Annotated in this window: 18 protein-coding genes; 12 read left to right on the top strand and 6 right to left on the bottom strand. The window is 45.3% G+C overall.

The features are described 5' to 3' along the window. Nucleotides 1–108 precede the first annotated feature (108 nt). Complete coding sequence (locus Q7V21_RS12060; RefSeq protein ID WP_304917539.1) at nt 109–1,254, bottom strand: murein hydrolase activator EnvC; 1,146 nt, start codon at nt 1,252–1,254, stop codon at nt 109–111. A gap of 11 nt (nt 1,255–1,265) precedes the next feature. Further along, nucleotides 1,266–2,798, bottom strand: a complete 1,533-nt coding sequence (gene gpmI / locus Q7V21_RS12055; RefSeq protein WP_304917538.1) for a 2,3-bisphosphoglycerate-independent phosphoglycerate mutase — start codon at nt 2,796–2,798, stop codon at nt 1,266–1,268. A gap of 161 nt (nt 2,799–2,959) precedes the next feature. Between gpmI and Q7V21_RS12050 the strand changes: the two genes are divergently transcribed. The 6 genes from Q7V21_RS12050 to Q7V21_RS12025 are packed head-to-tail and all read left to right on the top strand — an operon-like array spanning nt 2,960 to nt 6,424. Beyond that, nucleotides 2,960–3,250: a helix-turn-helix transcriptional regulator gene (locus Q7V21_RS12050; protein ID WP_304917537.1), complete on the top strand. Its 291-nt coding sequence runs from the start codon at nt 2,960–2,962 to the stop codon at nt 3,248–3,250. Nucleotides 3,251–3,285: 35 nt separating this feature from the next. Then, nucleotides 3,286–3,705: a rhodanese-like domain-containing protein gene (locus tag Q7V21_RS12045; protein ID WP_304917536.1), complete on the top strand. Its 420-nt coding sequence runs from the start codon at nt 3,286–3,288 to the stop codon at nt 3,703–3,705. Between the two features lie 18 nt (nt 3,706–3,723). Next, nucleotides 3,724–3,981 carry a glutaredoxin 3 gene (grxC, locus tag Q7V21_RS12040; RefSeq protein WP_304917535.1) on the top strand — a complete coding sequence of 86 codons (258 nt, stop codon included), beginning with the start codon at nt 3,724–3,726 and terminating at the stop codon, nt 3,979–3,981. Nucleotides 3,982–4,002: 21 nt separating this feature from the next. Beyond that, a complete protein-coding gene (secB, locus tag Q7V21_RS12035; protein WP_304917534.1) occupies nt 4,003–4,485 on the top strand; it encodes a protein-export chaperone SecB in 483 nt (160 codons plus the stop codon). Between the two features lie 16 nt (nt 4,486–4,501). Next, nucleotides 4,502–5,524, top strand: coding sequence for an NAD(P)H-dependent glycerol-3-phosphate dehydrogenase (locus tag Q7V21_RS12030; RefSeq protein WP_304917533.1), 1,023 nt, complete (start codon nt 4,502–4,504; stop codon nt 5,522–5,524). 30 nt (nt 5,525–5,554) lie between these two features. Next, nucleotides 5,555–6,424, top strand: coding sequence for a hypothetical protein (locus tag Q7V21_RS12025; protein WP_304917532.1), 870 nt, complete (start codon nt 5,555–5,557; stop codon nt 6,422–6,424). A 47-nt stretch (nt 6,425–6,471) separates the two neighbouring features. On the opposite strand, the gene Q7V21_RS12020 is transcribed toward Q7V21_RS12025, so the two are convergent. Beyond that, the gene (locus Q7V21_RS12020; RefSeq protein WP_304917531.1) at nt 6,472–7,635 is read right to left on the bottom strand and encodes a class I SAM-dependent methyltransferase; all 1,164 of its coding nucleotides are present in this window, start codon (nt 7,633–7,635) and stop codon (nt 6,472–6,474) included. Nucleotides 7,636–7,651: 16 nt separating this feature from the next. Here Q7V21_RS12020 and Q7V21_RS12015 point away from each other — a divergent pair, with 16 nt between their 5' ends. Next, entirely contained in the window at nt 7,652–8,371 is a 720-nt protein-coding gene (locus Q7V21_RS12015; RefSeq protein ID WP_304917530.1) for an SDR family oxidoreductase, read from the top strand. On the opposite strand, the gene Q7V21_RS12010 is transcribed toward Q7V21_RS12015, so the two are convergent. Beyond that, a complete protein-coding gene (locus Q7V21_RS12010) occupies nt 8,303–8,830 on the bottom strand; it encodes a 2-amino-4-hydroxy-6-hydroxymethyldihydropteridine diphosphokinase (RefSeq protein ID WP_304917529.1) in 528 nt (175 codons plus the stop codon). The genes Q7V21_RS12015 and Q7V21_RS12010 overlap by 69 nt on opposite strands. Further along, a complete protein-coding gene (gene folB / locus Q7V21_RS12005) occupies nt 8,827–9,180 on the bottom strand; it encodes a dihydroneopterin aldolase (protein WP_304917528.1) in 354 nt (117 codons plus the stop codon). Before folB ends, Q7V21_RS12010 begins: the two co-directional genes overlap by 4 nt. A 76-nt stretch (nt 9,181–9,256) precedes the next feature. On the opposite strand from folB, the gene plsY reads away from it, so the two are divergent. Next, nucleotides 9,257–9,853, top strand: a complete 597-nt coding sequence (plsY, locus tag Q7V21_RS12000) for a glycerol-3-phosphate 1-O-acyltransferase PlsY (RefSeq protein ID WP_304917527.1) — start codon at nt 9,257–9,259, stop codon at nt 9,851–9,853. On the opposite strand, the gene tsaD is transcribed toward plsY, so the two are convergent. Then, the gene (gene tsaD / locus Q7V21_RS11995; protein WP_304917526.1) at nt 9,845–10,861 is read right to left on the bottom strand and encodes a tRNA (adenosine(37)-N6)-threonylcarbamoyltransferase complex transferase subunit TsaD; all 1,017 of its coding nucleotides are present in this window, start codon (nt 10,859–10,861) and stop codon (nt 9,845–9,847) included. The genes plsY and tsaD overlap by 9 nt on opposite strands. A gap of 152 nt (nt 10,862–11,013) precedes the next feature. On the opposite strand from tsaD, the gene rpsU reads away from it, so the two are divergent. The 4 genes from rpsU to Q7V21_RS11975 all read left to right on the top strand — a co-directional run. Continuing rightward, a complete protein-coding gene (gene rpsU / locus Q7V21_RS11990) occupies nt 11,014–11,229 on the top strand; it encodes a 30S ribosomal protein S21 (RefSeq protein ID WP_014705573.1) in 216 nt (71 codons plus the stop codon). Between the two features lie 23 nt (nt 11,230–11,252). Continuing rightward, entirely contained in the window at nt 11,253–11,714 is a 462-nt protein-coding gene (locus Q7V21_RS11985) for a GatB/YqeY domain-containing protein (RefSeq protein WP_304917525.1), read from the top strand. Nucleotides 11,715–11,782: 68 nt separating this feature from the next. Then, on the top strand, nt 11,783–13,507 hold the full coding sequence (gene dnaG, locus Q7V21_RS11980) for a DNA primase (RefSeq protein ID WP_304917524.1): 1,725 nt from the start codon (nt 11,783–11,785) through the stop codon (nt 13,505–13,507). 95 nt (nt 13,508–13,602) lie between these two features. After that, nucleotides 13,603–13,769, top strand: a 167-nt coding sequence (locus Q7V21_RS11975; protein WP_304917540.1) for an RNA polymerase sigma factor region1.1 domain-containing protein, incomplete at its 3' end; no start/stop codon positions are given.

The raw sequence follows: 13,769 nt of genomic DNA, 5'->3' as shown, positions 1-13,769 counted from the left end.
TAACACCATTTGGCCAAAAATCAATGTGATGCCGATAATGACACCCGCTGTTACCAGCGCAAAATCACGTTTCAAAAAGCGCATATGAACTTCATTCCTTATTTCTAGTTAACCTTGCTTGCGCAGCCATTGTATAGGATTGGTCGGACTGCCTTTATGACGTACTTCAAAATATAATCCAGCGATTTGTCTGACACCTTGGTCACCACTTTGTGCAATCACGTCGCCGGCTTTTACCGTGTCTCCGGTGTTTTTAAGCAGGCTGTCATTATTGCCATAAAGTGTCATGAACTGTTCGCCGTGGTCGATGATGATTAACAAACCAAAACCTTTCATCCAGTCGGCAAACACCACTCGTCCATCTGCACTTGCTTTAACTGACGTTCCTTTGTCGGAGGCTATCAGTATGCCTTTCCAGCTGAGTTTATCAAGATTACGTTGGCTACCATAGCTTGCCAGGATTTTTCCGGTTAAAGGCCACTGTAGCTTTCCACTCTGACTCGAAAAACGTTCACTTGGTTTCACGGCAACCGCTGGTGGAGGTCTTTGAGCGGCTTTTTTGGCAAGAGCGTCTAATAAAGACTGTAAATCTTTCTCTTCTTGCCTCAATGCCGTGAGTTGAGCATCTTGCCCGGAAATTTTCTTGTTTAATGCCGCGAGAGTGCTTTCCCGCTCAGCCGTCTGCTGTTTTAAGGCTTCCTGTTGAGCTAATTGCTGTTGTTCAAGCTCACTGAGATTTTTCTTTACTGCGTATATGGCCTTTTCCTGTTCAGTAAGGTTCAGCAGAGTGGTTTGTAAGGCTTCTATTTGCTGCTGCCGAGCAGTATGAAAATAACGGTAATAAGTATTGCTGCGACTGACGCGTTCCGGAGATTGTTCCGATAGCAGAATCTTCAGATAGCTGGGTTGTGCATTCATAAATGCAGAACGGATTTGTTGATTCAAAGCTTCCAGCTGCTGGGCCTGTTGCTTTTCAGTAAGTCCCTGTTCAAGCTGCAGATTAAGTAACTCATCATCTTTAACGGCAATCGACTGTTTTAGCTTGTTTAATTCCCGATTGATCTCAGAGACTTTAAGGCTTTGCGTTTTTAACTGCTGCTGCAATTCGGCCTGGGTTTTTTTATTAAGATTTATGTTCTTATCCAGTGCTGAGATTTCACCCCGAACAGCCTCTAACTTTTTTGCAGACGAAGGCTCAGCAGCAAGGTTTAAAGGCAACAAAAAACATAAAAACAGAATTAAACCACGAGTCATAGCTTGCGTGTTCAGAGTAGTTTTACCAGAATATGGTTATTCATTTCAGCTGGAATCGGCAGGCCTAGCAGGTTTAGCATGGTGGGGGCGATATCGGATAAACCACCTTGCTCCGCACATACTGCAGGGCGACCAGCATAAATCAATGGCACCAGATTACTGGTGTGTGCGGTATGAGCTTGTCCTTTTTCATTATCAAGCATTTTTTCAGCATTACCGTGATCTGCTGTAACCAGCATTTCCCCTCCGCTTTCTTTTAATGCCGACCATATTTTGCCCAAGCAATTATCCAGCGTTTCAATGGCTTTGACAGTCGCTTCAAAGTTTCCGGTATGACCCACCATATCAGCATTGGCAAAATTACAGATAATCACATCATATTGGTTGCTATGAATGGCTTTGACTAGTTTTTCGGCCACTTCCGGCGCGTTCATTTCTGGTTGTAAGTCATAAGTATCAACTTTAGGTGATGGCACCAAAATCCTGTCTTCACCTTCATATGGTGCATCTCTGCCACCATTGAAAAAGAAAGTTACGTGCGCATACTTTTCAGTTTCGGCAATGCGTAACTGTTTTAAGCCAACGGCAGAAATACACTCCCCAAGCAGGTTGTTGAGCTTTTCAGGTGGGAATGCCACCGGAACAACAAAATCTTTTTTATACTCGGTTAACGTGACGAACTGTGAGAGTTTCGCTGTTCGTGATTTAGGAAAATCGTTAAAGTCCGGATCAATAAAAGTCTGCGTCAGTTCACGCGCCCGGTCAGCACGAAAGTTCATAAATACCAGACTATCGCCATCTTCAATCGGCGCCGCTTCGCCAATAAGCGTGGCTTTGACAAATTCGTCTGTTTCACCGCGAGCGTATGCATCATTGATGGCTTGCAAAGCATTGTCTGCCTGATAAAGCGCGTTGGCATTGGCAATTAAGTCATAAGCCTGTTGAACTCTATCCCAGCGCTTATCACGATCCATCGCATAATATCGGCCGATCACACTGGCAAAGCGTCCTTCGCCGGTTTCGTTAAAGCTGGCTTGCATATTTTCAACAAACTGCAGTGCCGACTTAGGTGACGTATCACGGCCATCCAAAAACGCATGTAAATAGATTTTTTTTGCGCCACGATCTGCTGCGAGCTTAACCATGGCGTGAATATGACTTTCGTGACTGTGCACTCCGCCATCAGATAGCAAACCTAAAATGTGCAACGCTTTATCATTGCTGACAACATCGTCCACAACATCAGTCAGGGTTTGATTGCTAAAAAATGAACCGGTACGGATGGCGCGGCTGATACGGGTGAATTCCTGATACACCACGCGACCGGCTCCGATATTAAGATGCCCGACTTCGGAGTTTCCCATTTGATCGCCAGGCAAACCGACACCAGCACCAGAGGCATTAATCAGGGTATGCGCATAATCATTCCACAAATGATCCCAGACGGGAGTGTGGGCGGCCATAATGGCATTATGTTGAGCTTCCTCACTATAACCCCAACCATCCATAATGATTAGCGCAAGTGGGCGATGCATGTGGTTCATGGATTTATCCTTTAATCACAGGTTGCGACGTCATCTTTTGGTTGCCAAAAACAGTGAGCACTGCAAATCAACAACAATGCTGTGTATTATATGGGCTTTTGTAATCAATTACAGTTGCCATCGCATTGACGAACATCATTTCACCGACGGGAAACACGAAGATGCAAGCCATTAATGACGATATTGAGCGCGCTGCATTTGCGCTGAAAGCAATGTCAAATCCTTTGCGCTTGAAAATTCTTTGTACGCTGGGTGATAAAGAATTGTCGGTGCAGGATATTGTTGATCAGGTCGGTACGACACAGAGTAATGTATCTCAGCACCTTGCCAAATTAAAAGAGAAAAACATTTTAGCGGCAAGACGAGAAGCCAATAAGATCTTTTACCGTGTTAAAGATGATCGTCTGCTACGGCTGATCAGTATGATGTGTGAACTGTTCTGCGCGAAATAAGATACATCAATTATTCATAATTTTAGGGTTGTTTCATGGAAAATCTGGGCGAATTTATTGTTAACCATTGGATACTGTCCAGCTTGTTTGTTGTGTTGCTATGGTTGGTGTTTTCCGACTCATTAACCCGCAAACTCAGTGGTTTTAATACTATCGATGTAACAACAGCGGTCAATCTGGTGAATCAGCAAAAAGGCTGTTTTGTGGATGTCCGCGATAAAGCGGCGTTTGAGAGTTCACATATTGTTGATTCAGTGAATGTGCCGCTGGCGGATATCGATGCGAATCTGAAGCCGTTAAAAAAGAAAGAGCAGCCATTAGTTCTGGTTTGCGATAGTGGTCAACGCGCTAAATCTGCAGCCAAGCAGTTTAAGACGCGTGGCTATACCAATATTCATGTACTGTCTGGCGGCTTACACGCTTGGCGAGATGCCAAATTACCGCTTTTCAGTTAAAACCTGGAACGTGCTGATATGAACAAAGTCATCATTTACTCTTCCGGTCATTGCCCGTATTGCGTTATGGCCAAGCAACTGTTGGATCGTAAAGGTGTTGTTTACGATGAAATCCGGGTGGATCAACATCCTGAAAAACGTGAAGAAATGATGCAAAAAAGTCAGCGCCGTACGGTTCCACAAATATTCATTAATGGTAAAGCGGTAGGTGGTTATACCGATTTGGTCGATATTGACCGGACGGGCCAGCTCGATGCTTTATTGACAAATAATTAAACTTTAACGAGAGGGAAAATCATGGCTGAAGAAAATGCAGCAGCAACAGAAGAACAGCAACCTAAGTTCATCATTCAAAAAATCTATACCAAAGATATTTCGTTTGAAACACCGAATTCTCCAGCAATTTTCCGTGAAGAATGGAAACCAAAACTGGATCTGCAGTTAGGTAATGAATACACCCGTCTTGATGAAGACACCCATGAAATCATACTGATAGTCACTGTTACCGCTAAAGTTAACGATCAGGTGGCATTTCTGGCAGAAGTGAAACAAGCTGGAATTTTCACCTTGACCGGTTACAGCAAAGAAGAAATGGGTCCTTTAATTGGCAGCTACTGTCCTAATACGATTTTCCCGTTTGCCCGTGAAGTGATTTCAGACGTTGTTATCAAAGGCGGTTTCCCGCAGTTGGTGTTGGCGCCGGTTAATTTTGACGCGGTTTACAGACATCAAATTGATCAAGCTCGTCAGCAAATGGAAGCAGCACAAGCCACCCATTAAGTTTGAATTTAAAGTAATGAACGCTTCGACTTTGATGCCAACGTTGGTCATTGGTGCCGGTGCCTGGGGAACGGCGCTGGCAATTGCCATGGCTAGAAACGGGCATGAAGTCTGGTTATGGGGGCGTGATAAAGAACAACTTTCGCGGATAGCGGCAGAACGAATGAACAGTCGTTATTTGCCGGAAATTGTTCTGCCGGATACATTAAAAATTCAAATGGATTTGGCTGAGGCACTGAGCCATTGCCAGCATATGATGGTTTCGGTTCCAAGTGCAGCGTTCAGTGAAACCTTGAGCAAAATTAAACCTTTTCTGCCGCAAAATGTCCCGGTTAGCTGGGCAACAAAAGGTTTAACGCCACAAACCGGGCGTTTTTTGCATGACACAGCGGTGGAGATTCTTGGCGCAGGACATTCCTTGGCAGTGGTTTCTGGGCCGTCTTTTGCTGCAGAAGTTGCTGCAGGATTGCCTACTGCACTGACGGTGGCTTCCCAGGACGATGAGTTTGCCAAGGCGTTGGCAAATGCGCTGCATGGTCCGGCTCTCAGGGCTTATACCACCAAAGATGTTTTGGGAGTGCAGATTGGCGGTACGGTAAAAAATGTACTGGCCATCGCCGCAGGGATCTGTGATGGCTTGGGCTATGGTGCTAATGCGCGTGCCGCATTACTTACGCGCGGCATGGCCGAAATCATGCGCTTAGCCAGTGTGTTAGGAGCTGAACCGGAAACCATGTTTGGCTTATCCGGAATGGGCGATTTGATTTTGACGTGTACGGATAATCAAAGTCGTAATCGCCAGCTGGGTTTGGCTATTGGTTCAGGACTCAGCGTTGATGAAGCCGTGCAAAAAGTTGGAAAAACGGTCGAAGGAATGCATGCTGCACGAGAAGTTTTATTACGTGCTCAGCAGGCAGGTATTGAGATGCCAATTGTCGAGCAGGTATGCAAAATCCTGTTTGAAGGGTACGATCCGCGCAAATCAGTTCAGGCATTATTATGTCGAGAACAAAAAGCAGAGTCTCCGGTAGTCGGATAAACGTGATACGAATTAATTGAGGAAATTTATATGCAAGGCATTGTGAAATACAGCAGCATCATTGCACTCAGTATGGCAATGACTGTCGGCTTGTCTGCCTGTGGCAACCCATTCAGTAAAAAATCATCCAATGATAATGAAATCGTCATGTCACAAAGTGGTCCGAAACTGTGGGAGTCAAATCTGCAATACGTGCGATTGGTCGAGCGGGATCAACCTGGTACGAACCAGCATCCATTACCAATAAGTTCTGATGAAATGCGTGAAGTGCTGTCCTCGATGTATGTGAATCAACGCGTATTATTGAGAACACAACAGGTACCTTTGTTCTCTCCTGGCGAATTGCAGATCCTGAGCTCAACCTTGGCTCAAGGCCTGAGTCGTGCACAGCCTAATGAAGATATTACCTTTGTCACATTAGGTGTTCATGCCGGAGCCATTGCTGCAGAGCGTAAAACCAATAGTGGTCGGGTTTTTATTGATAGCAACGGCCGAATGAACATCATCTTTGGTCTGGTTCATCAGGAATACCGTGATAAAGACCAAATTACCGGACAAGATATTGATCGTCGGGTGAATCCATTATTGCCGGGAAGTCGTAGAAGTGATTCCAGACCGGCTACTCGTGTTGCATTGGATAACGGCCAATCCTACTACGAAGCAGATGGATCAGAGCGTTCTGACTGGTTGGTTATTGATATTCCAACAGTATTGGCGACAGCTGCTGAACGTAAAGGTCAGGATACCGGAGCATTAACACCTGAAATGCGCGAAGAAATTGCCAGAACTAAACGTCAAACAGACAACCTGACTGACGATGTCGCAAACATCAAAGAAATCCTGTTTGAAATGTCTGAGCAGCTTGAGCAGCTCAAACAGCAAATGCAAGACAAGCAATAAAAGTTGTTTTGTTTATAGAAAAGGCGCTTCGGCGCCTTTTTTTATGACTAAAGGCGGTGACGTAAATCTCCAGCTTTTGATCGCGGCAAAGTAACACCTTTGGAAAGACTTAAGACTTTGAATAGTTCTCCCATTTGCTCTGGTAACAATAAACGTTTTAATGCTGCAGCTTGCTGCATCTGCTCAAAAGAGTCAGTCGAGTCCAACTGACTGAGAGTGAGAATATCGCCCGCCAACAGAAAATCACTTTGCTTCTGGTATCCATCCACTTGCAGGCCTTCCATATAAGCTGCTTCAGCCAAAGCGGTGAACTCCACATGAGCCGTAATATCCTGTAAACCGATTAAAATCAGCGGGTCATTGTGTGGGTGATGGCGATAATGGCAGCGCAACATTCCCTGATTGCGAACCGGATGAAAATAGTCTTTGACTTCATAACCATAATCAATTAAATAAATTGCGCCCTGGTTCAGCAGATTGGCGATAGTACTCAGCCAGGCAGGTGCCTGTAAGGCGATTTCAGTCTGATATGGAAACAGCTCAAGCTGTGGCTGAATTTGTTCACAGCGAGCTTTTAATTCGGGATTCGTTATAGGTTGAGTCTGCCACTCAAGATTTCCCTGATGCAAACCCACCCCTATTTCTAAAAGTTGATCTTTTTCAAACAGTATCCGATGCACCGGCATAGCGTCGCAGACTTCATTAGCGATAATGACACCGTCAAATTCTGCAGGTAGTTGATCCAGCCAGATGACGATATTTTTCAGGGTGCCTAATTTTTCATCTGTTTTTTGCTGCTGCATTTCACGTAAGTGTGCACTTGCTTCAATAATGTAATAATGCTTTGGTAAACAGTCAATTTCCGCCAGATATAACAATAAGTCGACGGCCATCTGGCCACTCCCAGCACCAAATTCCAGGCAATCAGCTTCAGGGATTTGTTTAAGCACATCGGCGATATGATTGCCCAATGCCTTTGAAAACAACGGACTGATTTCCGGGGCTGTTATAAAATCCCCTGCTTCGCCAATTTTGCTTAAGCCATTACTGTAATAACCAAGTCCCGGCAGGTATAAAGCCATTTGCATAAATTCTGCAAAGCTCAGCCAGCCATGGTGATCTTCGATGGTCTGAAAAATTAGTTGCAACAGCTTATCGCTATGTTGTTGCGCTATGGGGTCTGGTGCGGGTAACTTGGCGGTATGTTTCATTTAGTCGGAAATTTCAGTGGATAATCCTATTTTAGTAACAGGTGCCGGACGGCGTGTTGGTTTTCATATTGCCTCCAGGCTAAAACAGGATGGTTATGATGTATTGGCACATTACCGTACTGAAACCGAAGATGTCCAAAAACTACGGCATTTAGGCATACAGACCATTCAGGCTGATCTGCAGGATACTGCCAGTATTATGGCGTTTATTGAGCAATTGCAGCAGTTAAGCCAAACATATCGAGGCATTGTGCATAACGCATCTGCTTTTACTCCGACAGCTGAAGATTTAAACGAGGCTGCAGAGCAATATCAGCATTTTTTTACCGTGCATATGCTAGCGCCATTCCTTATCAATCAGGCGCTATCTGCAACGTTAAAAGGCCCGGGAGAAGATCCGGCGGATATTATTCATATTACTGATATCAACGTTGAAAACCCGACACCGCGTTTTGATATCTATGGCACAACCAAAGCGGGATTGCATAATCTGACATTGGTTTTAGCTAAAAAACTGGCGCCGCATATCAAGGTAAATTCTGTAGCTCCAGGCCCAGTTTTATTCACCGAGTCACACAGTCAAGAAGTAAGACAGAAAATGTTGGCGGAAACCCCGTTGGCACGGGAAGGTGGTGCAGAGCCGGTTTACCTTGCCATCAAAAGTTTGCTAGAGAATCCCTTTATTACTGGCGCTACCATCCCAGTAGATGGTGGTCGCCGTCTCTCCAAAGCTTAGGTGTGATGTCTTGATTAACAAACCTTCCGGTGGTGACACTTCTGTGGTTTCCGTCAGATAACCTAATAGTTCGCGAATGATCGGATAAAGAAAATATTCGTCAGTCACATTGCTCACGGCAATATCAGCTTCTTCGGGCAATTTAAGTGAACAAAGAATATCGATATCGGCTGGGCGATCTTTGGTTTTACTTAATGGATCATCCCGATCCCGCCCTAACTGGATTTCTATCTGGTTACAAAACGCTTTTAATGCAGTTTGCGGCAAGTCGGTTTCAACAAAAATGATCGTATTTAAAAAATCGCGATGACTGTTCATTCCGACAGGTGGTATTTTCAGTACGCGACTGATATCAAGCTCACCAAACTCACTCACCAGCGCTGTTACCATGGCAGCCATATTGTCCTGCGGACCGAGATTGGAGCCCAGCCCAAGCAGATAACCTTGCCGTTGCCTCATCCGTTAGAGCGCTCGATAACAATTTGTGCGTAATTCTGACCATGCAATTTGACCGGTTTGGTCAAGGTCAATTTGAGTTTTGGAATAGCGAAGGTTTTCAATAATAGCTGCGCCACTTCTTCAGCAAGCCTTTCTATCAGCAGATAACGGCTATTGGCGACAAATTCCACCAAGACATTGGCAACAGCGCCATAATCCAAAGTATTTGAAATATCATCTGATTTAGCCGCCTGGCGGATATCCCAGTCCATTTCCAAATCAAAACGTAATGTTTGCAGGGTTTCACGCTCCCAATAATAAATACCAATAATGGTGTCTACTTTGAGATCATTAAGAAAAATTTTATCCATGATGTCGCTTCAGTGTTGGCAAAAATACTGGCGGTACTGAATAATACCGCTACTTCTTTAAAGGTCGCATCATAACATGCCTGAAATAACTGCTATCGCGCTGCTTGCATTGCTCGGCGCATACCTTATTGGCTCATTGTCGAGCGCTGTAATACTCTGCAAAGTTGCTGGATTACCGGATCCCCGGACACAAGGTTCCGGCAATCCTGGTGCGACTAATGTTCTGCGGATGGGCAGCAAAAAACTCGCAGCATTAGTATTGCTACTTGATGTGTTAAAGGGCGTTATTCCGGTATTAATCGGCCGGATGATGGGGTTTGATATTGATATCCTGGTCTTAATCGCTTTCTTTGCCTTTCTTGGCCATCTCTATCCCGTGTTTTTTCAGTTTAAGGGCGGTAAAGGGGTTGCAACGGCATTAGGTGCGTTTCTTGCGCTTTCACCGGCATTGGCTGGCGCAGCCTTACTTACATGGATTGTCGTGTTTGTAATTAGCCGGATTTCGTCATTATCAGCGATTACTGCGGCAGCACTAACCCCGGTTTATGCGCTGTGGTTGATTGATACAGTATTTGCTCGCTGGATAATTTTGATAATTGCCGTGCTGTTGCTGTGGCGTCATCGTGGCAATATTCAGCGTTTACTGGCCGGTGAAGAGAAAAAATCAGGCTGAAACCGGCGCCGTTAATTCATCTAAAGGCCAACGCGAGCGCACATTAAATGTGGCTTCAGATTCCATAACCATGGCTTGTTGCCTCATTGCGCCGGCAAACGCGATCATTGCACCGTTATCACTGCAGAATTGTAATTGCGGGTAATAAACCTGCACTTTTGGTATTGCATCCAAAGCTGCTCGCAAAGACTTGTTAGCGCTGACTCCACCAGCCACCACAAGACGTTTATGGCCACTTTGCTTTAATGCCCGGCGGCATTTAATTACTAAGGTCTCCACTGCAGCAGTTTGAAAAGCCAATGCAATATCAGCTTTCGTCTGTTCACTTTGATCGCTGTTATGCCAGGTATTTAAAGCAAAGGTTTTCAATCCACTAAAGCTGAAATCCAAACCCGGACGATTAGTCATCGGTCTGGGGAACAGATAAGCACCCTCTTGTCCCTTTTCAGCCAAAGCGGCCAATGCCGGGCCGCCCGGGTAACCCAAACCCAACATTTTGGCGGTTTTATCAAATGCTTCTCCGACAGCATCATCAATGGATTCGCCCATTAACTGATACTCACCCACTCCTTTAACGTCTACCAGTAAGGTGTGGCCACCAGAAATCAACAACGATACAAAAGGAAATGCTGGTGGGTTAGCTTCCAGCAGCGGTGATAACAAGTGCCCTTCCATATGATTGATTGGCAAGGCTGGAATATTTAATGCCCAGGCTAAACTGCGGCCAATCGCGGCACCAACTAATAAAGCACCGACCAGACCTGGACCAGCCGTATAGGCAACTGCATCGATATCATTGCGTTGCAGGCCGGCTTCATCCAAAACCTGCTGCATTAACGGCAAGGCTTTCTGGATATGATCACGTGAGGCCAGCTCGGGCACTACCCCGCCGTATTCGGCATGCATTTCAATCTGACTGAAAAGTGCGTGAGCTAATAAGCCCTTTTCAGTATCATAGAGTGCAATACCTGTTTCATCACAAGATGATTCAATTCCTAATACACGCATAAATTTCTTCTGGCTGAGTGGATTCAATGCCAATTATTATGCCTTGATGGTGTTGGTCTCATCCAACTAATTAGCATTAAGTATTTTCTTTCCTAAATAGATCTCGTACAATTAAGGGCTTTTCCGTCATTGTCTGTTTAGGAATGTATTGAATGCCATCTGTTAAGGTTAAAGAAAACGAACCATTTGACGTAGCTTTACGTCGTTTCAAACGTGCTTGTGAAAAAGCCGGTACGGTTGCCGAAGCTCGCGCTCGCGAAGCTTACGAAAAACCAACAACGGTTCGTAAACGTGCTGCAGCTGCCGCTGTGAAACGTCACCAAAAGAAACTGTCTCGTGAAAACGCTAGCCGCGTTCGCATGTACTAATTGCTGATTAGAATCTTATTCTAATGCCTCAAGAAGCCAGTCCGCTTAAAGCTCGAATTCAAGATAGTGTTAAAGACGCAATGCGCGCCAAAGACAAAGATCGTCTTGGTACATTGCGACAAATTACCGCTGCCATCAAGCAAGTTGAAGTCGATAATCGCCAGGATATGTCAGATGACGACATTATCGTTGTGCTGACCAAAATGACCAAGCAGCGTAAAGACGCTTTGTCTCAATTTGAGCAAGCTGGTCGTGAAGACTTGGCCGTTATCGAAAAAGCGGAACTCGTCATTATCGAAGAGTTTTTGCCGACGGCTTTGAGTGAAGCAGAATTGCAGGCAGCTATTGCCGATGCGATTAAAGAGACAGGTGCCAGCAGTCAGAAAGATATGGGTGCGGTGATGAATGTATTGCGCCCAAAAGTTCAAGGTCGCGCTGATATGGGCGCAGTGAGCAGCCAAGTCAAGGCCGCGCTCAGTTCCTAAGCAAGCATTACCAGGTCTTTTTTCAGACGTGGTTAACATTCAAGACAGACTTCGGCCATAATTGATTTATGGCCGGACAAATCCCTCCACAATTTATTGATGAATTGCTCTCACGAGTAGATATCGTCGATATTATCGATGCTCGCGTACCGCTGAAAAAAGCCGGTAAAAACCTGCACGCCTGTTGCCCTTTCCACAACGAGAAAACCCCCTCATTTACCGTTAGTCCTGATAAACAGTTTTATCATTGCTTTGGTTGTGGTGCTCATGGCACAGCCATTGGGTTTTTGATGGAATACGATCAGCTCAGTTTCCCTGAAGCCATTCAGGAGCTTGCTGATACGGTTGGTATGCAGGTTCCGGTAACCCAGCAAGCCGCGTTGACCCCCGCCAGACAAAACCTTTACGAATTGATGGATAAGGTCAGTCGTTATTATGCACATCAACTGCAAAACCATCCGCAACGGCAAGCTTTTCAGGACTATATTCAAAAGCGTGGGCTGAGCCCCGAAACTGTTGCGGCTTTTGATATTGGTATGGCTCCCGATGGTTGGGACAATCTGTTACGTACTTTTGGTAACAATCAACAAAGTCAGGATCAGTTATTCGAAGCCGGAATGTTGATTAAAAACGATAAGGGCCGTAGCTACGATCGTTTTCGTGATCGACTGATGTTTCCTATCCGAGATCGCCGAGGGCGAGTCATAGCTTTTGGTGGACGAGTCATTGATGCTGATGGCACACCGAAATATTTAAATTCTCCAGAAACCCCCATCTTTCATAAAGGCCAGGAACTGTATGGCTTATATCAGGCACGAAAAGCCAACCGTCGATTAGAAAAAATTCTGATTGTTGAAGGCTATATGGATGTGATTGCACTGGCCCAATTTGGGATTAACAATGCGGTGGCAACATTAGGGACTGCGACAACATCTGAACATTTACGGCTTCTGACGCGTAGCGCGCCAGAAATTGTTTTTTGTTTTGATGGTGACCGCGCTGGTAAAGAGGCTGCCTGGCGGGCTGCAGAAAACGCATTGCCAATTCTTGGTGGCAACTTTGAACTGAAATTTATGTTCCTGCCGGAAGGACAGGATCCCGATACCATGGTCAGAGAACAGGGAGCGGCTGGATTTAATCAGTTAGTCGATCAGGCACAGAGCTATTCCGAGTTTTTCTTCGCCACCTTGCTTTCCCGCGTTGACAGTCAATCGATGGATGGCCGTGCAAGACTGGTTGAAATAGCCAAACCCTATCTACGGCATATTCCAGCCGGTTTGTATCGCGATATGCTGGAACAGCAGCTGGCAGATCATGCCAGGACCAATATCGCTACCTTAAACAAGCATCTGGACAAGCCAGCAGCACCGCCACGAGCTAAAAATAGTAAACAAAATGCGATGGCAAATATGACGCCGGTGCGCATGGCGGTGATGATTCTGTTACAGCATCCGCAATTGCATGAAGCAGTTCCGGATACCGATAAATTATCTCTGCTGGATCTGCCGGGCTTAACGATTTTAATTCAGCTACTTGAAACCATGCGTGAGCATCCCCATCTTAAAACCGCACAGCTGTTGGAGCGCTGGCGAGACACCCAACAAGCTCCCTATATGGAAAAGCTCGCGGTGCAATCGTTGAATTTGTCACCAGAACAGCTGGAGCATGAACTCATCGGGATTGTGAGTCGTCTAAACAAGCAAGCAAGAGATGAACGTTTAACTTATTTGATGAGCAAACCTCTCAGCCAATTAACAGAGGCTGAAAAAATGGAAGTGAAATCCTTTAAGTGAGTGTTCTGTAATCAAAAATGATGCAATAACGAAGTGCTTTCACTATAATATAGTGTTACCGCCAAAAACACCGTCACCATGCATAAAGAGGCCGAATGAAAGCTCACCAATCACGCGGAAAAGAACTAATCCCCTTAGGCAAGGAACGCGGTTATCTCACTTACGGTGAGATCAATGACCACCGTCCAGAAGATTTGGTCGATGCGGATCAGGTCGAAGACATTGTCAGTATGTTCAGTGACTTGGGTATCATGGTCCATGA

The organism is Methylophaga sp., from assembly GCF_030651745.1.
Note: the sequence above shows the minus strand (reverse complement) of the source record. Positions and strands in the feature narration are given on the sequence as shown.